We start from the raw sequence: 20,296 nt of genomic DNA, 5'->3' as shown, positions 1-20,296 counted from the left end.
AAGCCGGGTATAGGCCTGTCTTGCGACAGGATTCATCCTCGGAAGGAAATGCGATGAAGGGCAAGGACAGGGTCATAGAGTGCCTGAACGAGGCACTTTTTCTCGAGCTGGGCGCGGTCAACCAGTACTGGGTGCACTATCGTCTTCTGGAAGACTGGGGCTACGGCAAGCTGGCGGACAAGGAGCGGGCCGAATCGATCGAGGAGATGCACCATGCCGACAGGCTGGTACAGCGCATCATCTTTCTCGAAGGGCATCCGAATTTGCAGAACGTTGCACCGCTGCGCATCGGCCAGAACGTGAAGGAAGTGCTCGAGGCGGACCTCGCCGGGGAATACGATGCGCGCACATCCTACAAGAAGTCGCGTGAGATCTGCCGGGAGGAAGATGACTTCGTCACCATGAAGCTGTTCGAGGAGCTTCTGGAGGATGAGGAGGGTCATATCGACTTTCTGGAAACGCAGATCGAGTTGCTGGGCAAGCTTGGCGAGGAGAGATACGGACTGTTGAATGCGAAGAGTGCCGACGAGGCCGACTAGAGCGCTCGCCGCCGTTCTCGTCGCGGGTATTGCCGGAACAGCACTGGCCGGCGACCTGCCGGCCGAGCGCACGGACTTGTCCGCCGGGGACCTGGTGCGCGTGCGCGAGGCAACGAAACCGGCGACGGAATTTTCCGCGCCGGAAGCTTTCGAGGCGATGTCCGGCGGCGCCGCGACGTCGCGCAAGAAGGTCGACAGGGATGCATTCTCGCACTTCTCTGCCAATCTGACTTTTGAACAGCAGCAGGACTTCCATCTCGGCAATGCGCTGTTTCGCAAGCTTTGGGTGTCGTCTCCCTCTTCGACTCAGGCGTCAGACGGGCTGGGGCCGTTGTTCAATGCGCGCAGTTGCCAGAGCTGTCACCTGAAGGACGGTCGCGGTCACCCGCCGGAAGGCGATGCGGACGCAACCTCCATGTTCCTGCGTCTTGCGCGGCCGGCGGAATCGGACGCTGAACGCGCTGCCCTCGAAAACCATCTGGCAATGAATTTCCCGGATCCGGTCTATGGCGGGCAGTTGCAGGATCATGCGGTCCCCGGATTGAGGGCCGAGGGGCACATGCGCATCGGATACGAGGAAATGCCGGTCATGCTGGCCGATGGCGAGGTGGTATCGCTGCGCAAGCCCGCCTATTCCGTCGACGATCTCGCCTACGGACCGCTGCACCCGCAGACGACCCTTTCGCCGCGGATCGCGCCTCCGATGATCGGCCTCGGGCTGATCGAGGCAATCGAACCGGCAGACATCATTGCAAATGCCGATCCTGACGACGCCGACGGGGACGGAATCTCCGGGCGCGTGCAGTTGTTTCGCGCGACGCCGGGCTCGCCGATTGCAATCGGCCGTTTCGGCTGGAAGGCGCAGAATCCGACGATCCGCATGCAGTCCGCCAACGCCTTTGCCCATGATATCGGCATTTCGACTCCGGATCTGCCCGACAGTCACGGCGATTGCACGCCGAAGCAGGGGGAGTGCCTGGCCATGCCGGCGGGCGTCCAGCCGCGTCTCGGTGACACCGAGGCGCCGGATCCGGTGCTCGAACTCGTCACATTCTATTCAAGGCATCTCGCTGTTCCGGTCAGGCGGGATTACGACGATCCGCAGGTCCTGCGTGGCAAGGAGATGTTCTACGCGCTCGGCTGCGCGTCGTGCCACCGTCCGAAATACGTGACCAGCCGAAATGCGGAATCCGAACAGCACGCCTTCCAGCTGATCTGGCCTTATTCCGATTTCCTTCTGCATGACATGGGCGAGGGGCTGGCCGACGGCCAACGGGTCGGCGTGGCGACCGGGCGCGAATGGCGGACCGCGCCGCTATGGGGAATTGGGCTGACCGAGACCGTGAACGGGCACACCTTCTTTTTGCATGACGGGCGTGCCCGCAATCTGACCGAGGCGATCCTGTGGCATGGCGGCGAGGCGCAAGATGCGCGCGACGGCTTTGCCTCGCTCGCAAGACGGGATCGCGAGGCACTTGTCCGCTTTCTGGAGTCGCTTTGATGAGCCGCATTCTCGCAATGGTGTTGGTCTTTGGCTGCACGCTGGTGTCGCCTGCGGGCGCTTTGACCATGGATGGGGAACAGGCAGCCGCTTCCGTGCGCAAGCTGGTGGCCGGATACATCCGACCGTCATTCGCGCGGTTTGCCTCTGATACGGAACGTCTGGCGGTTGCCGCCGCGGGGTTGTGCGGGGCGCCGGGAGAGCAGGCTCTCGCATCGACGCGCGGGGCATTCCGAGACAGCGTTCGTGCATTGGCCCGGATCGAATTCCTGAGGGTCGGCCCGCTCATCCGTCACAACCGCCTGGAACGGTTGCTGTTCTGGCCGGATCGCCGCGGCATCGCGCTGCGCCAGGTCCAGGCGGCGCTCGCCGAAGCCGACGACAGTGTCACGGATGCCGCCAACCTGCCGGCGAAGAGTGTCGGGGTGCAGGGGTTCACCGCCCTGGAATATCTGCTGTTCGGCACCGGATCGGATGACCTCGCCAGGCAAGCAGGCCATCGTTGCGGTTTCGCGACCGCCGTAGCCGAAAACATCCATTCGATCGCTCTCGAGCTGGAGGCGGAATGGAGGGACGAGGATGGCTATGCTGCGGCCTGGATGCATCCGGGTCCCGACAATCCGGCATTCCGCAATGCCGAGGAGGCAGTCGGCGAGTTGCTCTCCATTCCGTCCGAGGCCTTCGAGATCATCCGTGACCAGCGGCTGAAGCCGGTCGTGCCGGAAAACGGAAAGTCCAATCCGAAGCGGGCGCTATTTTGGCGGTCGGGCCTTTCGATGGATTTCGTTGCGGCCGGATTCGAGGGATTGCGGGTCTATTTCGAGACGGCGGAGATCGCGGATCTTCTTCCGGAAGAGGCGCGCTGGCAGACCCGTTCCGTGGAGTTCGAGTTCGGCAATGCCGGGAGAGTGCTGGCGCGTCTGGACATGCCGATCGCGGATATCGTCGCCAGCGATGAGCTTGTCGCCGATCTGGGGTATCTCGTCATCCTGTCGCAGAGCCTGCAAAGCCTGTTCGGCGAGCAGTTGACTGCGACTCTCGGCCTTTCGGTCGGCTTTTCCTCGCTGGACGGTGACTGATGGAGTTGTGTCGTTCCACGGGTTTGATTGAGCGCCGTGTCTTGTTGAAGGCCGCGGGAGGCGCCTTCCTTACCGGGCTGGCTCCGCGCGCGGCGGCGGCGCTTGCCAATGCCGATGCGGTCTATGCCTCGGCCTACTTCGACGGTTACACCGACTACGGTATTGCCCTGTTCACCGAGGCCGGCGAGATCGTCCACCGCTATGTCTTGCCCGGGCGTGGGCATGATTCCGTGTTCGATCCGACCGGTCGCAGGCTTGTAACTTTCGCGCGCCGTCCGGGCACCTTTGCCGCCGTGATCGATACGGCAAGAGAGGACGAACCATCTGTATTCCACGCGCCCGCGGATCGGCATTTCTACGGCCACGGTCGCTTCTCCGCCGATGGGAGGTTGCTGTATGCCACCGAAAACGACTTCGACAACGCGCGCGGCGTCATAGGGATCTATGATGCCACTGACGGCTTCCGTCGCATTGGCGAGTTCGATTCCGGGGGTATAGGTCCCCATGACATTGTCGTCCTGCCCGGCGGAAGGGCTATGCTCGTTGCCAATGGCGGACTGGAGACCCATCCCGACTACGGGCGAACCGTGCTGAATGTCGCGACCATGAGTCCGAACCTGGCGCTGGTCGACCTGGAATCCACCGATATCGTCGCGATCCACCAACTGCCGCCGCAAATGCACAAGCTTTCGATCCGCCACCTGGGGATGACGGCTGAAGGCACTGTATGGTTCGGCGCGCAGAACCAGGGCGATGTCCACGAACTGTTGCCGCTTGCAGGCTCCGTCTCGCCTGATGGCAGCCTTCGCCTGCTTGACTTGCCGGGCGAATATCTCCGCTTGATGCGCGGCTATATCGGTTCCGTCGCTGTCAACGAGAAGGCGGGATCGGTGGTGTTCACCTCGCCCCAGGGCAATGTCGCCCTGGAGGTCGACCGGCGAACGGAAGAAGTGTGCGCCTGCCACGAGATCCGGGACGTCTGCGGTGCAGCGCCGCGAGGCGACGGGTTTCTTCTGTCCTCCGGGCTCGGCATGCTCGACGGCAGAAAGACCTCGCTCGCCTGGGACAATCACATTGTCAGGCGGCCTGCCTGAGGCCGTTTGCTGCGTCGATCTCCGCCAACAGGGCCTCGACCCGCGCCTTGACCTCGGCGACGGCCTTTTCCTTCACCGGCCCGTAGCCCCTTATGTCCATCGGTGCTTCCGCGATCGGCAACAGCGGTTCAATGCCGGTTTGCGGGAGTTTTTCCAGCATCATCTCGAGAAGTCCCGCGTACCAGTCGATCAGCTCGCGTTCCATGCGCCGCTCGGCGCTGTGGCCGAACGGGTCGAAGGCGCTGCCGCGGAGGAACTTGAGCTTCGCGAGCAGCCGCAGCGGCAACTGCATCCATTGGCCGAGCTCGATCTTGCGCGGGCGGCCGCGATGATCCTTTCCCAGCGGCAGGAAAGGCGGAGCCATATGGTAGTGGACCTTGAAGTCGCCCTCGAATCCCTCCTGCAACTTGCCGATGAAGCCCGTCTGCATGTGCAGCCGCGCCACCTCGTATTCGTCCTTGTAGGACATCAGCTTGAACAGCGATTTCGCCACCGCGGTCGACAGCGATTCGCTGCCTGCGTGACCGGCCTCTGCTGCGCGAATGCGTTCGACAAGCGCTCTGAAACGGTCCGCCCACCGGGCGTTCTGGTAGTCGGCCAGGAACGCGGCGCGGCGTACTATGACAGCGTCGAGGCTCTCCGGTTCGGTCGGGGCGCCGGTGACGTTCAGCGCTTCGGGGTCGGCGGAAGCCAGTCGCCCGATTGCAAAGGCGGCCTTGTTACGCTCCACCTCCACGCTGTTCAGCTCGATCGCGCGCAGTATCGCTGCCATGCCGACCGGTACGAGGCCGTCCTGCCATGCCATTCCGAGCATGATCATGTTTGCGTAGATCGCGTCGCCCATAAGGTCCTCGGCCAGCCGGTTGGCGTCTGCTGTCCGCAGTTTGTCCCGGCCAATGACGCCGGCAATCGCTTCGACGCGCGCGTCGGTCCCGAGTTCGGCATCGCGTCGCAAGACGATGTCGCCGGTGGGCATTTCCGCCGTGTTCAGCACGGCGCGCATTCCGGCGCGGTAGGTGTTGGACGCCTTGGGTGAAGAGGAGACGACAACGTCACACCCGATCAGGGCATCGGCCGCTCCCGCGTCGACACGAACCTGGTTGATGGCCTCCGGATTCTTGCCGAAGCGGACGTAGGAGATCACCGGGCCGAATTTCTGCGCGAATCCCGTGAAGTCGAGCACGCTCGTTCCCTTGCCCTCGAGATGCGCTGCCATGGTCGCGATCGCGCCGACGGTGACGACGCCCGTTCCACCGACCCCGGTCACGACGAGATCGAACGGCGTGTCAAGCGAAGGCAGATCCGGTTCGGGCAGTGCCCGTGCCTTCTCCGCCAGGGCGTCTGTGTCGGGTGCCTTCTTCCGCCGTGTCGCACCCTCGACGGTCACGAAACTCGGACAGAAACCGTTCAGGCAGGAGAAGTCCTTGTTGCAGTTTGAAATGTTGATCTTGCGCTTGCGCCCGAACGGCGTATCGACCGGCTCGACGCTGAGGCAATTGGATTCCACCGAGCAGTCACCGCAGCCCTCGCAGACCAGGTCGTTGATCACTGCGAAGCGCTTGGGGGCCTCCATCGTGCCACGCTTGCGGCGGCGGCGCTTCTCGGTCGCGCAGGTCTGCTCGTAAATCAGCACCGTGACGCCCTCGATGTCGCGCAACTCGCGCTGCACCGCATCCAGGTCGCGGCGGTGATGGAACGTCACGCCCGGCGGGAAATCGCCTGCCGTGAACTTTTCCGGCCGGTCGGAGACCAGAGCGATGCGCTCGACGCCCTCCGCGCGCACCGAATGAGCGATGGCCTGAACGCTGATAGGCCCGTCGACCGGCTGGCCGCCGGTCATAGCCACGGCGTCGTTGAACAGGATCTTGTAGGTGATGTTGGCCTTGGCGGCGATCGCCTGACGGATCGCCATTGAACCGGAATGGTAATAGGTGCCTTCGCCGAGATTCTGGAAGATGTGGCCCTTTCCGGTAAAGATCGACGAGGCGGCCCAGTTGACGCCTTCGCCGCCCATCTGGATCAGCGACGAGGTTTCCCGGTCCATCCAGCTCGCCATGAAGTGGCAGCCGATGCCGGCCAGCGCCTTTGATCCTTCAGGCACGCGCGTCGAGCTGTTGTGCGGGCAGCCGGAGCAGAAGTAGGGCGTGCGCGTCGCGCCGGCGACCGAGATTACTCGGTTGTCTGCGGCGGTGAGGGCTGCGGCTCGTTCCTCGAGGTTCATGTCGGGGCAGAACGGCGCGAGTCGCTTTGCGACGATCGGCAGCAGCAGGCTGGGGGAAAGTTCGCCGGTCCATGGGACCAGGCGGTTGCCCGCCTCGTCCCGCTTGCCGACCATGACACGCGGCTTGTGGCCGGGCCAGTCGTAGAAATATTCCTTCAGCTGGCTTTCGATGATGCCGCGCTTTTCCTCGATGACGAGGACCTCTTCCTTGTCCCTGACGAATTCCAGCGCGTCGCGGCGGGCGAGCGGCCAGACCATGCCGACCTTGTAGATGTCGATGCCGAGCCTGCGGCATTCGTTTTCGTCGAGGCCCAGCAGGCGCAACGCCTCCATCAGGTCCAGGTGCCCCTTGCCGGTGGTGACGATGCCGAACCGCGCATTCTCCACTTCATGGATGCGCCGGTCGACCGGATTGGCCTCGGCGAAGGCGAAGACCGCGTGCTTCTTCGCCTCCAGCCTCTCCTCTATCTGCGGCCCGGGCAGGTCGGGCCAGCGGTAGTGCAACCCGCCGGGCGGCGCTTCGTAGTCCGGCATGGAGAAAGCGCGTGGCGGTGACAGTTCGACGGATGCTCCGGATTCGACGGTTTCGGAGACGGCCTTGAAACCGACCCACATGCCGGAGAAGCGAGACAGTGCATAGCCGTATTCGCCGAATTCCAGGTACTCGCCGACGGACGCGGGATTGAGCGTCGGCATGAGGAAGGTCATGAAGGCCACGTCCGACTGGTGCGGCATGGATGAGGAAACGCAGCCGTGGTCGTCGCCTGCGACAACCAGCACGCCGCCACGCGGGGACGAGCCGTAGGCATTGCCGTGCTTCAGGGCGTCGCCGGCGCGGTCCACGCCGGGGCCCTTGCCGTACCAGAGGCCGAACACGCCGTCGACCGTCCGGTCCGGGTTCGTTTCCACCTGCTGCGAGCCGAGGATGGCGGTCGCCGCCAGGTCCTCGTTGATGGCCGGTAGGAATTCGATGCCGAGACTCGTCGTCAGGTCTCGTGCGCGCCACATTTCCAGGTCGACTGCGCCGAGCGGCGATCCGCGATAGCCTGAAACCAAGCCGGCGGTGTTCAGCCCGGCTGCACGGTCACGCCGCGCCTGGTCGAGCGCGATGCGCACCAGCGCTTGCGTGCCGGTCAGGAAAACCCGGCCCGTCTCCTGCGTGTAGCGGTCGCCTAGGTCATATGACGTGAGCAGATTCGTTCCGTCGACGTGCTTGTTCATGGCAAATCCTCCCGCTTGCCTGGATTGATCAATTTACCAGAACTGCGGGAGAAAATTTGTCAGAAACACCGACTTGAAAGACTTTTTCGGATCATCTATCCGAAAAATGCAAAAACAACGGAAAAATCTACCATGAAGAATACCGTCGCTCTGTCCGAGGTGGACCGCCGACTGCTGGATCACCTGCAACGGGACTGCCGCATATCCAACCAGGAACTCGCTGCCGCGATAGGCATGTCCGCTTCGGCCTGCTGGCGCCGCGTTCGGGCGCTGGAGGAGGCTGGCGTCATCTCCGGCTATGTCGCGCTTGTTGATGGCGAGCGCATCGGCCAGCGCTTCAGCGCCATCGTGCACGTGATGCTCCAGCGTCACGAGCGACACCACCTTGACGAATTCCTGGATGCCCTCTCGCGCCGACCTGAGGTGTTGCAGGTTTTCGCAACCACCGGCGAGGCCGACTACCATGTTCACGTGCTTTGCGAGGACAAGGACGCCTACAATGCATTCCTCGAAGAATTCCTGTTTCGGTTGCCGGGCGTGGCGCAGGTGCGAACGAACCTGATCCTGAAATCGATCAAGTCCACGCCGCGCGTGCCGCTCTGACATCCGGCGAGCCCGTCGATCTTGTCCGGAATCCGGCCGAGGCGGTTGCGCCCTGTGCGTTGCAGCGATCCCGTCGTTCACGTAACGCGGCTTGGCTGCGGGGAGGTCCCGAAAAGCGGATTGAGCCGCGCGAATGCAATTCCGGTCGGCCGCGCCGGATCGTTGGACTTGTGCCGCTTATGTGGCGCACGACAACCATAACCTGTGTCATTCCGGGGCAAATAGGTTGGCGAATCGTAGGCAAGCAGTTACCAAAATTGGAATATAGTTCGAAACAGAACACTTTCTTCCCCTTGGGAAACGCTATGTTTACGATCCTCGGGGCATGTGTTCCCGAGGTATCGGGGGATGCTATGGGAGAAGCAGCCGAACGGGAGTTCATTGACGACGATGACTCCCTGGACGCCGCGAAAGCAACGCGGCAGGCATTGATAGATACGCAGGAGCGCATGGGCATGATGCTCGACATCATGCCGATGGGACTGCTCATTCACACGCGCCAAGGCATCCTGTTCGCAAATCAGGAAGCGTGTCGGATGCTTGGGGCGAGCCGCGACGAGTTGATCGGACAGCATATTCTCGATTTCGTTGCGCAAGGGGAGATCCCGGGTGTCCTGGAGCAGATCGACCGCTCTTTCGGCAACAGCGATGGGCCGATCAAGCAGGAGACGCTGCTGCACAGTCCGCGCGGCCGCATGATCTCGATCAAGCTGATATCCGCACGCCTGCCATGGGCGGGAACGCCGGTTGTCCAGCTCCTCCTGCAGGACGTGACCGACCTGAAGCGCAAGGAACAACAGCTTCAGCGTCTTTCAATCATCGACGAACTTACCGGCGTCCACAATCGTCGCCACGTCTACACCGAGGCGGAACGCCACATGCAATGTGCGGTCGACGGAGAATACGAGCTTTCGGTCGCGATTCTCGATGTCGATCATTTCAAGAAGATCAACGACAATCACGGCCACGGCGTCGGCGACCAGGCGTTAATTTCGCTGGCAGGAGCGGTATCCGAGATTGTGCGCGCCGATGTCGGCGATGACGAAGCGATTTTCGCACGGATCGGTGGCGAGGAGTTCCTGCTTCTTTTGCCGCGGTATGGTCTCGGGCAGACGGTTGCGCTGGCCGAAAAGTTGCGCAAGGCGGCAGGCGACATTGATGTACGTGCCGAAAACGGGACATTCGGAATAACCGTATCGATCGGCGTTGCCAGCTTGGCGAAAGGCGATACCTCGTTCGACAAGCTCGTTGCCCGTGCCGATGCGGCTCTTTACGAGGCCAAGAACCGCGGTCGCGATCAGGTTGTCGTCGCCGCCTAGTGCCCGCGGACACATCGTTTCATCCCCCGTTTTTGTGTTGTCTGAAAGTTTCAGGCGCTTGACATGCGCCCTGTCTTCTCGAACGGATGCGCCGGCATTGGCGGAAACGGGACCGCGCCGGCCGGGCGCGCTTGCCCGGCCATCTCCGCGAAAGGCGGGATCGGCAACGAAACGGAGGGGAAATGACAGACTTTTCGATCACAAGGACCGCTTTTCACATCCCCGACGGCGTGATCTATCTGGACGGAAACTCGCTTGGTCCCGTTCCCCTTGCTGCAGAACAGCGGGCACGGGAAGTGATTGGCCGCGAATGGGGGGAGATGCTCATTACCGCCTGGAACAGGGCGGGATGGATGGATATGCCACGTCGTGTCGGCGACCGGATCGCCAGGCTGATTGGCGCCGCGCCGGGCACCGTGGTCATGGGCGACACCTTGTCGATCAAGGTCTATCAGGCGCTTGCGGCCGCTCTTGATCTGCGCCCGGATAGAAAGGTCGTTCTCTCCGACAGCGGCAATTTCCCCACCGATCTCTACATGGCGCAAGGTCTGCTGCGCAGCCTGAACAGGGGGCATGAATTGCGCGTAGTCGCGCCCGAGGAGGTCGAGGACGCCATCTCCGAGGATGTCGCTGCCGTCATGCTGACCGAGGTCGATTACCGAACCGGCCGGATGCATGACATGGCAGCACTGACAAGGAAGGCGCATGAGGTTGGCGCATTGACGCTCTGGGATCTGGCACATTCCGCGGGCGCGCTGCCGGTGGATCTTGCCGGCGCCGGTGCCGATTTCGCGACCGGCTGCACATACAAGTACCTGAATGGCGGCCCCGGCGCGCCGGCCTTCATCTATATCCGTCCGGACCTTGCCGAGCAGGTCGAGCCGGCGCTTTCCGGCTGGCTTGGTCATGAGGCGCCATTCGCCTTCGACCCGGACTATCGGCCGGGCAGGGGGATCGAACGGATGCGCGTCGGAACGCCGCCGGTTATCCAGCTCGCGATCCTCGATGCGGCGCTCGACGTCTGGGACGGTGTTGACATGCACGACCTGCGTCGCCGGTCGATAGAGCTGACCGAGCGGTTCATCGCCGGTGTTGAAGGGGAGTGTCCGGGGCTTGCGCTTGTGTCTCCGCGCGATCCCGCAAGGCGCGGTAGCCAGGTCTCGTTTGCCTTCGAGGAGGGATACGCCGCCATGCAGGCTCTTATTTCGCGCGGAGTGATCGGCGATTTCCGCGCGCCCGACGTGATGCGCTTCGGATTTGCACCACTTTATGTCGGCGAGGACGATGTGGATCGCGCGGTCCGGATCCTTGCCGAAATCATTGCCACGAGCGGCTGGGACAAGCCGGAATTCCGCAGGAGGAGTGCAGTTACATGACGGCAATGCCATACGATCCCGCCGAGGAAGGCGCGGAAATGTCTTTCGACGGGCGCATGTCCTACGGGGACTATCTCGGACTGGACCGTGTCCTGACCGCGCAGGCGCCGCTTTCGGATGCCCATGACGAAATGCTGTTTATCATCCAGCACCAGACCTCGGAGCTGTGGATGAAGCTGGCGCTGCACGAGCTCGGGGCGGCGCGCTCCGCGTTACGGGATGGGCACCACCGCCAGGCATTCAAGATGCTTTCGCGCGTTGCCCGCATATTTGAGCAGCTCAACAACGCATGGGATGTCCTGCGCACGATGACGCCGGCCGACTACACGCGCTTCCGCGACGCGCTCGGCCAGTCGAGCGGTTTCCAGTCCTGGCAGTACAGGCTTATCGAGTTCACCGTCGGCAATCGCAATCCGGCGATGTTGCGTCCCCATGCCCACCGCGCCGACATCGCGACGCTGCTGGAGGAGGAGATGAACCGTCCGAGCCTGTACGACGTGGCGCTGCGATGCCTGTCGCGAAGCGGTGTACCCGTGCCGGAGACCGTGCTGAACCGCGATGTGACAAAGCCCTATGAAGCCGACGAGGGCGTGGTCGCGGCGTGGACGGTCGTCTACAGCGAGCCGGAAAGGCACTGGGAGATGTACGAGCTTGCCGAGAAGCTGGTCGACTTCGAAGATTATTTTCGCCGTTGGCGGTTCAACCACGTTACGACCGTTGAGCGCGTGATCGGCTTCAAGCGGGGCACCGGCGGCACCGTCGGCGTCAACTATCTGAAGCGGATGCTTTCCGTCGAGCTGTTCCCGGAACTCTGGCATCTGCGTACCGGATTGTAGGTACGGCACGGTCGAGACCGCGCCGGTCGGCATTGCCGCGTCCGCTGCCCATGGCTTCAGTTTCCGCTGTCCTCGTAGGGAAAGAGCTCGGCGGCCAGACTGACCAGGGCACCGGCGATCTCGCTTGCCGTCCACCCGTCCATGAGCGCTTTCTCGATCAGCTCGCGGGCAGGTGGCATCAAGGCGGACCGGCATTCGAGATACCGTCCGAGACGTTCCCGGTCCCTTTCGGCTATGGGAAATATGTCATCGCCCATGCGGCCAAACTAGCGCGTATGGTCGCGCGTTGCGAGACGATACCCGGCATGCCGGTCCGCTGTTCACCGAAAACTGGCGCCCGGTGCATGCCAAGGGGTTCCTGTCGCCCTGCTGGACTTCCGGACGCCTGTGCCGTCATTTCTCGGTGAAGGCGCGCGACATGCTGTCGCGGATGGGCTTCACCAGGTAGCTCAGGAAGGTCCGTTCGGCTGTCTGGATCAGGATTTCGGCCGGCATTCCGGGGGTCGGGCTGAAGCCGGCAATACGCGACAGCTCGTTCGCCGGCAGGCGCACGCGGACGACATATGCCTCGTATCGCTGGCCGGTCGTGTCCGGCACCGAGTCCGCGGACACGTAGAACACCTCGCCATAGAGCACCGGTGTGGTCCGCCGGTTCAGGGCGGTGAGGCGGACCATGGCCTGCTGTCCCGGCTTCACGCTGTCGATGTCGGACTGTGATATCTGGCACTCGATGATCAGCGGAACATTCGAGGGAAGGATTTCCAGGATCGGCTTGCCGCTTTCGATCACGCCGCCGGCGGAATGATAGTGCATGCGCACGACGACACCGCTCACCGGCGCATGGATCACGGCCCTGTGAAGGATGTTTCGCACTGTCCGTTCCTCTTCGCGGACGGTATCCAGTTCCGCGGCAACGGATTGCAGCTGGTCGAGCGCGGCCTGACGGTAGGCGTTCTTGGTCTGCCGGATCTGTTGCTCGAACCGATCGATTTGCGAGCGCGTTTCGTCGATCTCGGCGGTTACCCGCTCGATATTGCCCTTGGTCTCCGCAATCGCCCGCTCGATTGCCTTGAGTTCCGGAGCTCGCATGAAGCCCCTGTCGTAGAGCTGCTTTTTGCCTTCATGTTCTTCGGTCAGCAGGGCCAGTTGCCGCCTTGAGGATTCCAGGAGCCCCTCGTAGCCGCGGATCCGGAACTCCAGCGAATCGATGTTGTGTTCAAGCAGCTGGATGTCGCTGGTCAGCTTCTCGCCGGTCGTCTGGAAGTTGATGCGCTGCTCCTCCGCGATTTCCGAGATGTCGGGATCGTTCAGATTGCTCGTGATGATGTGCGGAAAGACGACTTCCTCCGCGCCCTCCTGCTCGGCCCTGAGCCTCGCCACGACCGCCTCGAGACGGGCACGGCGCAGGAACACCTGCCTTTCGCGCGTGAATGCCGCGGTCTCGTCAAGCCTGATCAGCGGCTGCCCCTTTTCCACCTTCTCGCCCTCGGAGACGAGTATTTCCTCGATGATCCCGCCTTCGAGGTGCTGGACGATCTTGTTGTTGCCGGTTGCCACGAAGCTGCCTTGCGAGATCACGGCTGCCGCCAGCGGTGCCGTGGCGGCCCAGGCTCCGAAACCGCCGAAGAACAGGACAATGAGGATTATGCCCAGGATCACGTGTCCGCGAATCGAGCGCGGGACTTCGGCAAACCATTCCTGATCACCAGCTGCGACCGGTAGTGACATTGTCGAGCCTCCCTAGTTGTTGCGGTTGTCGGCGATGCCGGTCCGTGGCGGGCCGCCGAGGGACAGGGCCCGCAGGACTTCCTCGCGCGTGCCGAACATGGCCACCGTTCCGTTGGTCAGGAGCAGTATCCTGTCGACGCTTTGCAGAAGGCTCGGGCGCTGCGTGATCGTGACGACGGTGATCTTGTTTTTCTTCGCGTGCTGCATGGCCCTGGCAAGCGCCGCCTCTCCGTCCGAATCGAGGTTCGAGTTGGGCTCGTCCAGGACGACCAGTCGCGGATTGCCGAAGAAGGCTCGCGCCAGCGCGATCCGCTGCTTCTGTCCACCGGACAGTGGCGTGCCGTCACCGGCAACGAATGTTTCGTAGCCCTGGGCGAAATTGGCGATCAGCTCGTGCACGTCCGCGAGCTTGGCCGCCTCGAAGATCGCCTCGTCGGTGGCATCCTCGCGCATCCGTGCGATGTTCGCCTTGATCGAGCCGGGGAACAGCTGCACGTCCTGCGGCAGGTAACCGATGTTTTCGCCGAACTGGCGTTGGTCCCAGTTGCGCAGATCCATGAGATCCAGCCGGACATTGCCCGAGGTCGGCAGGATGGAGCCCACGAGCATCTTGCCGAGTGTCGATTTCCCCGCGCCGGAATTGCCGATGATCGCGAGGCTTTCGCCCGGCTGCAGCGAGAAGGTGATGCCGTTGAGGACGACCCGTTTCGTCCCCTGCGGAACGAAGAGCAGGCGTTCCACGTCGAGCCGGCCTTCGGGCCGCGGCAGTTCCAGCCGTTCGAAATTCATGGGCGATGCCGTGAGAAGCTGCGTTATCCGCCCATATGCGGCGCGAGACTGGATCACGTTGTTCCAGCCCTCGATGGCGCCTTCGATCGGCGACAGCGCGCGTCCGGCGATGATGGAGGCGGCGATGACCATGCCGCCGGTCATCTCCCCGGCGATCGCCAGGTTCGCGCCCCAGCCAAGCAGCGCCACCTGGGTCAGCATGCGCGAGCCTTTTGAGAATGCGGCGGAAACGATGTTCCGATCCTGGGCCTTTACCTGGCTGGAAAGCGACTTGGCGGTGTCGCGCCCCCATATCTTCACCGCTTCCGGGATCATGGCCATCGCATTGATTATCTGGGAATTGCGTGACATCGAGTCGAGATGAAGGTTTGCGCGGCTCAGATGCTGGTTGGCATCGGCGAACGGCGCCGAGGTCGTCTTCTGGTTGATGAAGGCTATGAACAACAGTGCCAGTGCGGCGACCACGACGATCCAGCCGAGTTGCGGATGCACGAAGAAAACTGCCAGGAAGAACAGCGGTGCCATGGGCACGTCCAGAAATGCCAGCAGCGTCCCGGAAACGAGGAACTGGCGAAGCTGCTGCAGGTCGCCAAGCACCTGGTATTCCTTGCCGTTGCTGTGCAGCGAGGCGCGTGCTGCCGCGCTCAGAACCGGGGATCCGAGCTGGACAGCCACCTCGACGGCGGTGCGCATGAGTATGAAGCGGCGGATCGCGTCGAAGGCGGCCTGCAGGATGACCGCGAGCACGATCACCGCAGTGAGCATGACCAGCGTGTCGTGGGATCGGCTGGTCAGCACCCGATCGGAAATCTGGAACAGGTATATCGGGATGGCCAGCACGAGAATGTTCGTGGCGATGGTGAACAGAATGACGACCGCCATGTTCTTGCGGATCGCGCGCTTGCCGGCCTTCAGGCTGGCGCTGAAGTCCACCGGACCGAGACGCTTGTGGAAATGGCCACCACCGCCGCCATCACCGCTGCCGGATCCGGCTCCGCTACCGCCACCGTCGACTGTCTTCGGGGATTTCTTGTCAGGATCCTTCGGCCGCGCCATGACCGGGCCGGAGTCTCCGTCGAGGACCACTTTCCCCGGTTCGTAGACTTCCGTTTTCGCTTCCGTCCGCGCTTTTCCGGTCGGGGTATCATCCGCTGTCTTGGAGTCGTTTGCGCCGAGCGCGGGCCCGTTTCCCGGATCGGTCCCGGCATCGTTCGTCGCGCCGTTGTCGTCCGCCGGTTCGGCTGGCGCCGTTGTTTCCGTGCGCGGTTCTGCCGCCGGCATATCGTTGTCACGACGGGCCCTTGCATCAATGTCGGCGGTTGTCGCGCCGTCCGGCGTGGCTTCGCTTTCCGCCGGAGACTCGGCGGGCGGGGCGGGAATCATCCGTTCCGTGCGCGGCTGGGCAGCCATCCTGGCTTCTGGCCGCAGGCGTTTCGTCGGTCCTGCATAAGTGGCACAGCGTAGCGCGTCCACGGACCGGTCGATGTCGTCGAGGCTGTGCTCGGTTTTCTGCGTCAGGTTGGCGAGCCGGTTGCGCAGGCCTTCATCCGGAGGCATGGTTTTCGATGGCGGCTCTCCCGGCGTGGGTTCAATACGACGCTGTGGTTCCCATTTCCTGCGCTCGGGGCCGACACTGCGGAAGCCTTCACGGTATGTTTTCATGCCTGTTGCTCCCCCTTTTATCCGTCAGGCCAGCATCGACTGCATGACGTCGGGATGCGTTGTGTCGCATGGCGCGGGAGCACCCACCGGATTTTCGGAGCTTTCGGTTTCCGAGCCAACCATTTGATCGTCGAGAAAGGCGATCGCTTCGTTGATCAGCACGTTCGGATCCTGCCCGCCCAGGTCCGGATCGCAGGAGATGATATCGGCCTGGATCAGGATTTCCTGGGAATAGTGTTCACCGAGGAGATGTGTCGATCCGGTCGCATCGACATCGTAGATGGCGGCGACGTTGATCAGGTCGTTTGAGCCGGTGGATATGTCCCAGTCCGCCGCATCGTTTGACAGGACCTGGCTCTGCGCCAGGGCGACCTTGTCGTTGTCGCCGACGATGTTCGTCTGCTTGATGTACTTCAGGTCGTAGATGCTGCCCTTCACGTGCAGCACGCGGATGCCGGCGAGGCCTGCGAAGGCGCTGTCGGCGAAGCTGCCGCCCGCCACGCTCATGCTGCCATTGGCGATCGTTTCGGCAAACTGCTGGTACATGTCCGACATCGGGTCGAACCGGTCCGAACCGCCGATATTCGTGATGCTTGCCTGATTCCAGAGCAGGTTGTCGGACGTCCCGGATATCGTGGTGTCGGCTGTGCCCGAGGTCGCGAATCCGTTGACTGCGCCGACGATGTCGTTGTCGACAAGAACGTTCATCTGCTGGATGAATGCTGCATCGTACATGCTGCCGTCGACGATGATGAGATCGTAATACGAACCGAGTTCCTCGATCGACGTGATGTTGAACTGGGAGTTGCCGCCGGCGACGACGCTCGCCTTGACGCCGCTCGATGCGAGGACTGCCTGGTCGTTGTCGAGGATGAAGTTGATCTGCTCGATCCAGTTCATCATGACGAGGTCGCCTTCGATGGAGCTGACTGCCCACTGGGCGGGGAACTGCAAGGAATCGTCGCCGCCGGAATGGCTGCCGGAGCTTCCTTCCTTCGACGGATCGGTACGGTCGAAATCGGCTACGTTGAAAGCCTTCGTGCCGCCGTGCCCGTGCCCCTTCATGTCGTGATGGTCGAAAGCCTCGGTGGCGACAAGATCCTGGTCCCACCATGCGTTGATCTGCACGATAGCGTTGATCTCGTAGCTGTCGCCCATGCCCACGATCACGGGAGCGACTACCCAGTTGTTCATGATCACCGCTTCGTTGACCGCAACGTTCCCGCCGGCTTCAAGTTCGATCGCGGGTTCGTCGGTGCCGTTGACCTTCTCCGGCGTGAAGTCCACTTCGGGCTCTTCCTTGTGCCAGTGATCATTGATCTCGGGCGCTGCTTCCGCGGCCTTCCCGTTGACGAAAGTACCCTGAATGGCGCCGCTGCTCGTGACGGAGACACCCTCGTCGTCGCCGTGAGCGTCGATGAAATCGTTGAGGTTCCCGCTCGCTGCCTCGATGACCGAGGGGATGTCCGCTTCGGTCTTGGGCATTTCCAGTTCGGAAAGCGGTGCGAGCTCAAGCGCTTCGGACAGCAGCTGTTCAAGGCTTTCGCTGCTGTCATCGGTATTGGCGAAAGCAAGTCCCGAACCGCCAATGGACAGATTGTCGTTGTCGGAAAGGTGATTCAACTGGTTCACGACAACCGCGTAGGAGCCTATCGGCTCGAATTCGGGCGGTAGCGCCTTGGCCGACGAGGACTGGGGTTGGCCGGATTGTGAAATGTAGCCGGGATAGATGACGTTCTCCCCGATCTGCGCAGGATCGGGCTGTTCGAACCGGACCGCGTTCACCATCGCCAGCTTCTCGACTTCCGGAGGAAGCGGCTGGTAGTCGGAGTCGGGTTCGAATTCCTCCTGCTCGAGCTCGACTTCCGTGTCGGGCCGGCTTTGTTCCAACTGCCTGGTTTCTTCCTCGGCAGCGCGGGCCGCACGGAATTCGTCATAGGATTCCCGCGATCGGGCTGCTTCTATGATCGTCTCGAACAGACCGACAAAATGGGCGATAGCTTCGGTAATCCAGTCGCGGATCATGATATCCCCCTGTTTTGGGTCGGTTGGTTAGACTCGTTTGATCTTGTTGCCCCGGAAAAGGAGGCTGCGCGGAGACCGCGCAGCCCATCTCTTGATCAGGCCAGGAGGCTGCTAGCCCAGCACGCCGTCGACGCCATCGTCTTCACCGACCGACGACACGGAACTGGTGAGGCTGCCGCCGACCACGGTCATGTCGACCGCGTTCTGCTGCAGGTTCGCTCCGAGCACGAGGTCCATGTTGAACGCCTCGGTATCGACAATGGCATCGGCCGTGGCGGTCGAATGGCCTTCGACGAAGCCGTCGTCGCCATTGTTCGAACCCCACATGCCGCCGGCACCGCCGGCACCGCCGTCGCCGGAGGAGGCATTCCCGGCATCGCCGCCGACGCTCCAGGCAATGGCATCGCCGCCCATCGCGAAGCCGCCGGTGCCCATGCCACCGTCGCCTTCACCGCCGGTGGCTGCTCCGCCTGAGCCGCCTGCGCCGCCAATGGCGCCCGCAGCCGACATGGCATTGCCGAAGGCCGAACCGGAGCCGAAGCCGTTGCCGCCCTCGGAATCGCCGCCATTGCCGCCGTCGGCATCGTCGCCGTCACCGCCGAAGGCCTTGCTGTCGCCACCCAGTGCGAAGCCGCCATTGCCACCCTGTGCGGTATTGCTACCGCCGGTACCGCTGCCGCCACCGTTGCCGGCATTGCCGCTGTCGGTGCCGGAACCGGCCCCGAAGCCGTTGCCAGCGCCGAGACCCAGGCCACCGATACCGGTGCCGACACCAGCACCAAGGCCAACTGCTCCACCAGTTTCAGAACCGCCGTCGGCAGAGTTGTTGCCGGCGTCGCTGGCGCTGACGTCATCGCCATCAGCGGATGCCTTTCCACCATCCCAGGCGTCGGCATTGCCGCCTTCGGACTCGGCCTTGCCGCCGTCGCCGCCGTCATTGGACGCTCCGCCGCTGCCGAGGCCTACGCCGAGCGCGCCGAGGGCCGCCGAGATAGCGCCGGCATCGCCGCCAATCGCGCCATCGCCTCCGGTCGCTTCGCCACCGTCGCCGTAGCCACCGGCGCCGCCATAGGCATAGGCGTCGTCGGCCTTGGCATCGGCATCGTCGCCTTCGCCACCTTCGCTCTTGGCATCGCCGTCGCTGTCGCCGCCCGTTCCGCCGGCTTCGATGCCTTCGGATGCCTCGGCCGTACCACCCCTGACATCGAAGCGCTGCGTGAAGCCGCCGTCGTTATCGACCTTGGCTTCATCAAGCTTGTCGTTGTCTTCGAGAGTCGCGACCTGGTTGATGACGATGGCATTGTCGTTTCCGACGCCGTTGAGCGAGTTGTTGAGCCCGGAAATCGCGACGTCGATGTCGTCGCCGGGATCAAGGTCGACCGTTCCGCTCTTGTTGACGATAAGGTTCTCGACATCGGAGTCTTCGAGTTCGATGTCTGAGAACGGGTCGAGATCGGCGTTCACGTCGACATCAACATCGACATCGGTTTTGCTCTCCAGTTCCGCCTTGTTGATGTTGATATTCTTGTTCTCGTTTTCGTTCTCGACCTTCACGTCGACGTCAGCATCGGCGTCTGCGTTTGCGTCAGCCTTGGCGTCGGCGTCGGAATCGGATTCGCTTTCGGACTTCGCTTCGGCCTCGGCTTCGCTTTCCGATTCCGACTTGGCATCCGAATCCGCTTCGGATTCGCTTTCGGACTTGGCATCGGCATCAGAGTCCGAATCGGCTTCACTGATCGATTTGCCGAATTGAACCTGCCACTGATCCTGATCTTGCCACTGATCCTGATCCTGCTCTTGATCCTGGTCTTGTCTCTGCCAGTCCCATGGGAACCAATGTCTGTTCATTGTCTTCTTCCTTTATGGAAGACCGGGACAGCGTGACCGCAATTCATCTGTTTTGGGTCTTTGCCGTTCGGTCTGTTTCTAGGATTTCTTGGTGTTCGAGGGCGCGGACGCGAGCCTACGCGGCGTGCACCTCGGAATCGTGTTTGGAATTGTCGTCGTGGATGTCCTCCCATCCTGATGTTTCAGGTGGAGGCGGGCCAATCGGGGCAAGGCACGAATCGGGAAGCTGCCGAACGCTTTGTCCTGATATTCCCGCCCCATGTAACGGAGGGAGTGTCGCGCCGACCTTGGCAGCGCTAAAGACAACATTTCGCGCTACACCCATAGGTCTATTCCGGGCGTCCGGCAGCGGTTTCCGCGAAGGAATGTGTGCCATATCGGGACTCGCGGCGGTGATGCGGCTGGGGATAATGTCGCGGCGAGTGACCTGGCCGAAAAAAGCTGTGTGAAGAACG

General features: G+C 62.6%; 14 protein-coding genes. 8 read left to right on the top strand and 6 right to left on the bottom strand.

The genetic code is table 11. The annotated features are described in order from the left end of the window. Positions 1 to 53: 53 nt before the first annotated feature. Genes bfr through HTY61_RS12320 form a run of 4 tightly spaced genes read left to right on the top strand, consistent with a single transcriptional unit; the run spans position 54 to position 4,213 of the window. Positions 54 to 539, top strand: a complete 486-nt coding sequence (bfr, locus tag HTY61_RS12335) for a bacterioferritin (protein ID WP_175277079.1) — start codon at positions 54 to 56, stop codon at positions 537 to 539. Next, positions 511 to 2,040: a di-heme oxidoreductase family protein gene (locus HTY61_RS12330; RefSeq protein ID WP_175277078.1), complete on the top strand. Its 1,530-nt coding sequence runs from the start codon at positions 511 to 513 to the stop codon at positions 2,038 to 2,040. The genes bfr and HTY61_RS12330 overlap by 29 nt, the downstream gene beginning before the upstream one ends. Further along, positions 2,040 to 3,119 (top strand): imelysin family protein, encoded by a 1,080-nt coding sequence (locus tag HTY61_RS12325; protein WP_175277077.1) that lies wholly within the window; start codon positions 2,040 to 2,042, stop codon positions 3,117 to 3,119. The genes HTY61_RS12330 and HTY61_RS12325 overlap by 1 nt, the downstream gene beginning before the upstream one ends. A gap of 41 nt (positions 3,120 to 3,160) precedes the next feature. Next, positions 3,161 to 4,213 carry a DUF1513 domain-containing protein gene (locus HTY61_RS12320; RefSeq protein ID WP_175277076.1) on the top strand — a complete coding sequence of 351 codons (1,053 nt, stop codon included), beginning with the start codon at positions 3,161 to 3,163 and terminating at the stop codon, positions 4,211 to 4,213. Here HTY61_RS12320 and HTY61_RS12315 read toward each other — a convergent pair. Continuing rightward, the gene (locus HTY61_RS12315; protein ID WP_175277075.1) at positions 4,197 to 7,655 is read right to left on the bottom strand and encodes an indolepyruvate ferredoxin oxidoreductase family protein; all 3,459 of its coding nucleotides are present in this window, start codon (positions 7,653 to 7,655) and stop codon (positions 4,197 to 4,199) included. The genes HTY61_RS12320 and HTY61_RS12315 overlap by 17 nt on opposite strands. 132 nt (positions 7,656 to 7,787) lie before the next feature. On the opposite strand from HTY61_RS12315, the gene HTY61_RS12310 reads away from it, so the two are divergent. The 4 genes from HTY61_RS12310 (at position 7,788) to kynA (ending at position 11,789) form a co-directional block, all read left to right on the top strand. Beyond that, the gene (locus tag HTY61_RS12310; protein ID WP_175277074.1) at positions 7,788 to 8,258 is read left to right on the top strand and encodes an Lrp/AsnC family transcriptional regulator; all 471 of its coding nucleotides are present in this window, start codon (positions 7,788 to 7,790) and stop codon (positions 8,256 to 8,258) included. 179 nt (positions 8,259 to 8,437) lie between these two features. After that, the gene (locus HTY61_RS12305) at positions 8,438 to 9,577 is read left to right on the top strand and encodes a sensor domain-containing diguanylate cyclase (RefSeq protein WP_175277073.1); all 1,140 of its coding nucleotides are present in this window, start codon (positions 8,438 to 8,440) and stop codon (positions 9,575 to 9,577) included. Between the two features lie 182 nt (positions 9,578 to 9,759). Beyond that, on the top strand, positions 9,760 to 10,953 hold the full coding sequence (kynU, locus tag HTY61_RS12300; protein ID WP_175277072.1) for a kynureninase: 1,194 nt from the start codon (positions 9,760 to 9,762) through the stop codon (positions 10,951 to 10,953). Then, positions 10,950 to 11,789 carry a tryptophan 2,3-dioxygenase gene (gene kynA / locus HTY61_RS12295; protein WP_197945313.1) on the top strand — a complete coding sequence of 280 codons (840 nt, stop codon included), beginning with the start codon at positions 10,950 to 10,952 and terminating at the stop codon, positions 11,787 to 11,789. Before kynU ends, kynA begins: the two co-directional genes overlap by 4 nt. 56 nt (positions 11,790 to 11,845) lie before the next feature. Here the strand turns inward: kynA and HTY61_RS12290 are convergent, their stop codons facing one another. From HTY61_RS12290 to HTY61_RS12270, 5 genes are all read right to left on the bottom strand, one after another. Then, a complete protein-coding gene (locus HTY61_RS12290) occupies positions 11,846 to 12,046 on the bottom strand; it encodes a hypothetical protein (RefSeq protein ID WP_175277071.1) in 201 nt (66 codons plus the stop codon). 136 nt (positions 12,047 to 12,182) lie between these two features. Beyond that, positions 12,183 to 13,517: an HlyD family type I secretion periplasmic adaptor subunit gene (locus HTY61_RS12285; protein WP_175277070.1), complete on the bottom strand. Its 1,335-nt coding sequence runs from the start codon at positions 13,515 to 13,517 to the stop codon at positions 12,183 to 12,185. Between the two features lie 12 nt (positions 13,518 to 13,529). Next, positions 13,530 to 15,689 (bottom strand): type I secretion system permease/ATPase, encoded by a 2,160-nt coding sequence (locus HTY61_RS12280; RefSeq protein ID WP_175278535.1) that lies wholly within the window; start codon positions 15,687 to 15,689, stop codon positions 13,530 to 13,532. A 303-nt stretch (positions 15,690 to 15,992) separates the two neighbouring features. Beyond that, a complete protein-coding gene (locus HTY61_RS12275; RefSeq protein ID WP_175277069.1) occupies positions 15,993 to 17,993 on the bottom strand; it encodes a hypothetical protein in 2,001 nt (666 codons plus the stop codon). A gap of 111 nt (positions 17,994 to 18,104) precedes the next feature. Next, a complete protein-coding gene (locus HTY61_RS12270; protein ID WP_175277068.1) occupies positions 18,105 to 19,841 on the bottom strand; it encodes a hypothetical protein in 1,737 nt (578 codons plus the stop codon). Positions 19,842 to 20,296 lie beyond the last annotated feature (455 nt).

The organism is Oricola thermophila (assembly GCF_013358405.1).
Lineage (GTDB): Bacteria > Pseudomonadota > Alphaproteobacteria > Rhizobiales > Rhizobiaceae > Oricola > Oricola thermophila.
This window is presented reverse-complemented; position numbering and strand designations above follow the sequence as displayed.

Bases quoted from the DNA above. Each gene is read 5' to 3' on its own strand.
- HTY61_RS12275 (WP_175277069.1), bottom strand. From the start codon at position 17,993: ATGATCCGCGACTGGATTACCGAAGCTATCGCCCATTTTGTCGGTCTG.
- kynA (WP_197945313.1), top strand. From the start codon at position 10,950: ATGACGGCAATGCCATACGATCCCGCCGAGGAAGGCGCGGAAATGTCT.
- HTY61_RS12285 (WP_175277070.1), bottom strand. From the start codon at position 13,517: ATGTCACTACCGGTCGCAGCTGGTGATCAGGAATGGTTTGCCGAAGTC.
- HTY61_RS12305 (WP_175277073.1), top strand. From the start codon at position 8,438: ATGTGGCGCACGACAACCATAACCTGTGTCATTCCGGGGCAAATAGGT.
- HTY61_RS12330 (WP_175277078.1), top strand. From the start codon at position 511: ATGCGAAGAGTGCCGACGAGGCCGACTAGAGCGCTCGCCGCCGTTCTC.
- HTY61_RS12310 (WP_175277074.1), top strand. From the start codon at position 7,788: ATGAAGAATACCGTCGCTCTGTCCGAGGTGGACCGCCGACTGCTGGAT.
- kynU (WP_175277072.1), top strand. From the start codon at position 9,760: ATGACAGACTTTTCGATCACAAGGACCGCTTTTCACATCCCCGACGGC.
- HTY61_RS12290 (WP_175277071.1), bottom strand. From the start codon at position 12,046: ATGGGCGATGACATATTTCCCATAGCCGAAAGGGACCGGGAACGTCTC.
- HTY61_RS12270 (WP_175277068.1), bottom strand. From the start codon at position 19,841: ATGAACAGACATTGGTTCCCATGGGACTGGCAGAGACAAGACCAGGAT.
- HTY61_RS12315 (WP_175277075.1), bottom strand. From the start codon at position 7,655: ATGAACAAGCACGTCGACGGAACGAATCTGCTCACGTCATATGACCTA.
- HTY61_RS12280 (WP_175278535.1), bottom strand. From the start codon at position 15,689: ATGATTCCCGCCCCGCCCGCCGAGTCTCCGGCGGAAAGCGAAGCCACG.
- HTY61_RS12325 (WP_175277077.1), top strand. From the start codon at position 2,040: ATGAGCCGCATTCTCGCAATGGTGTTGGTCTTTGGCTGCACGCTGGTG.
- bfr (WP_175277079.1), top strand. From the start codon at position 54: ATGAAGGGCAAGGACAGGGTCATAGAGTGCCTGAACGAGGCACTTTTT.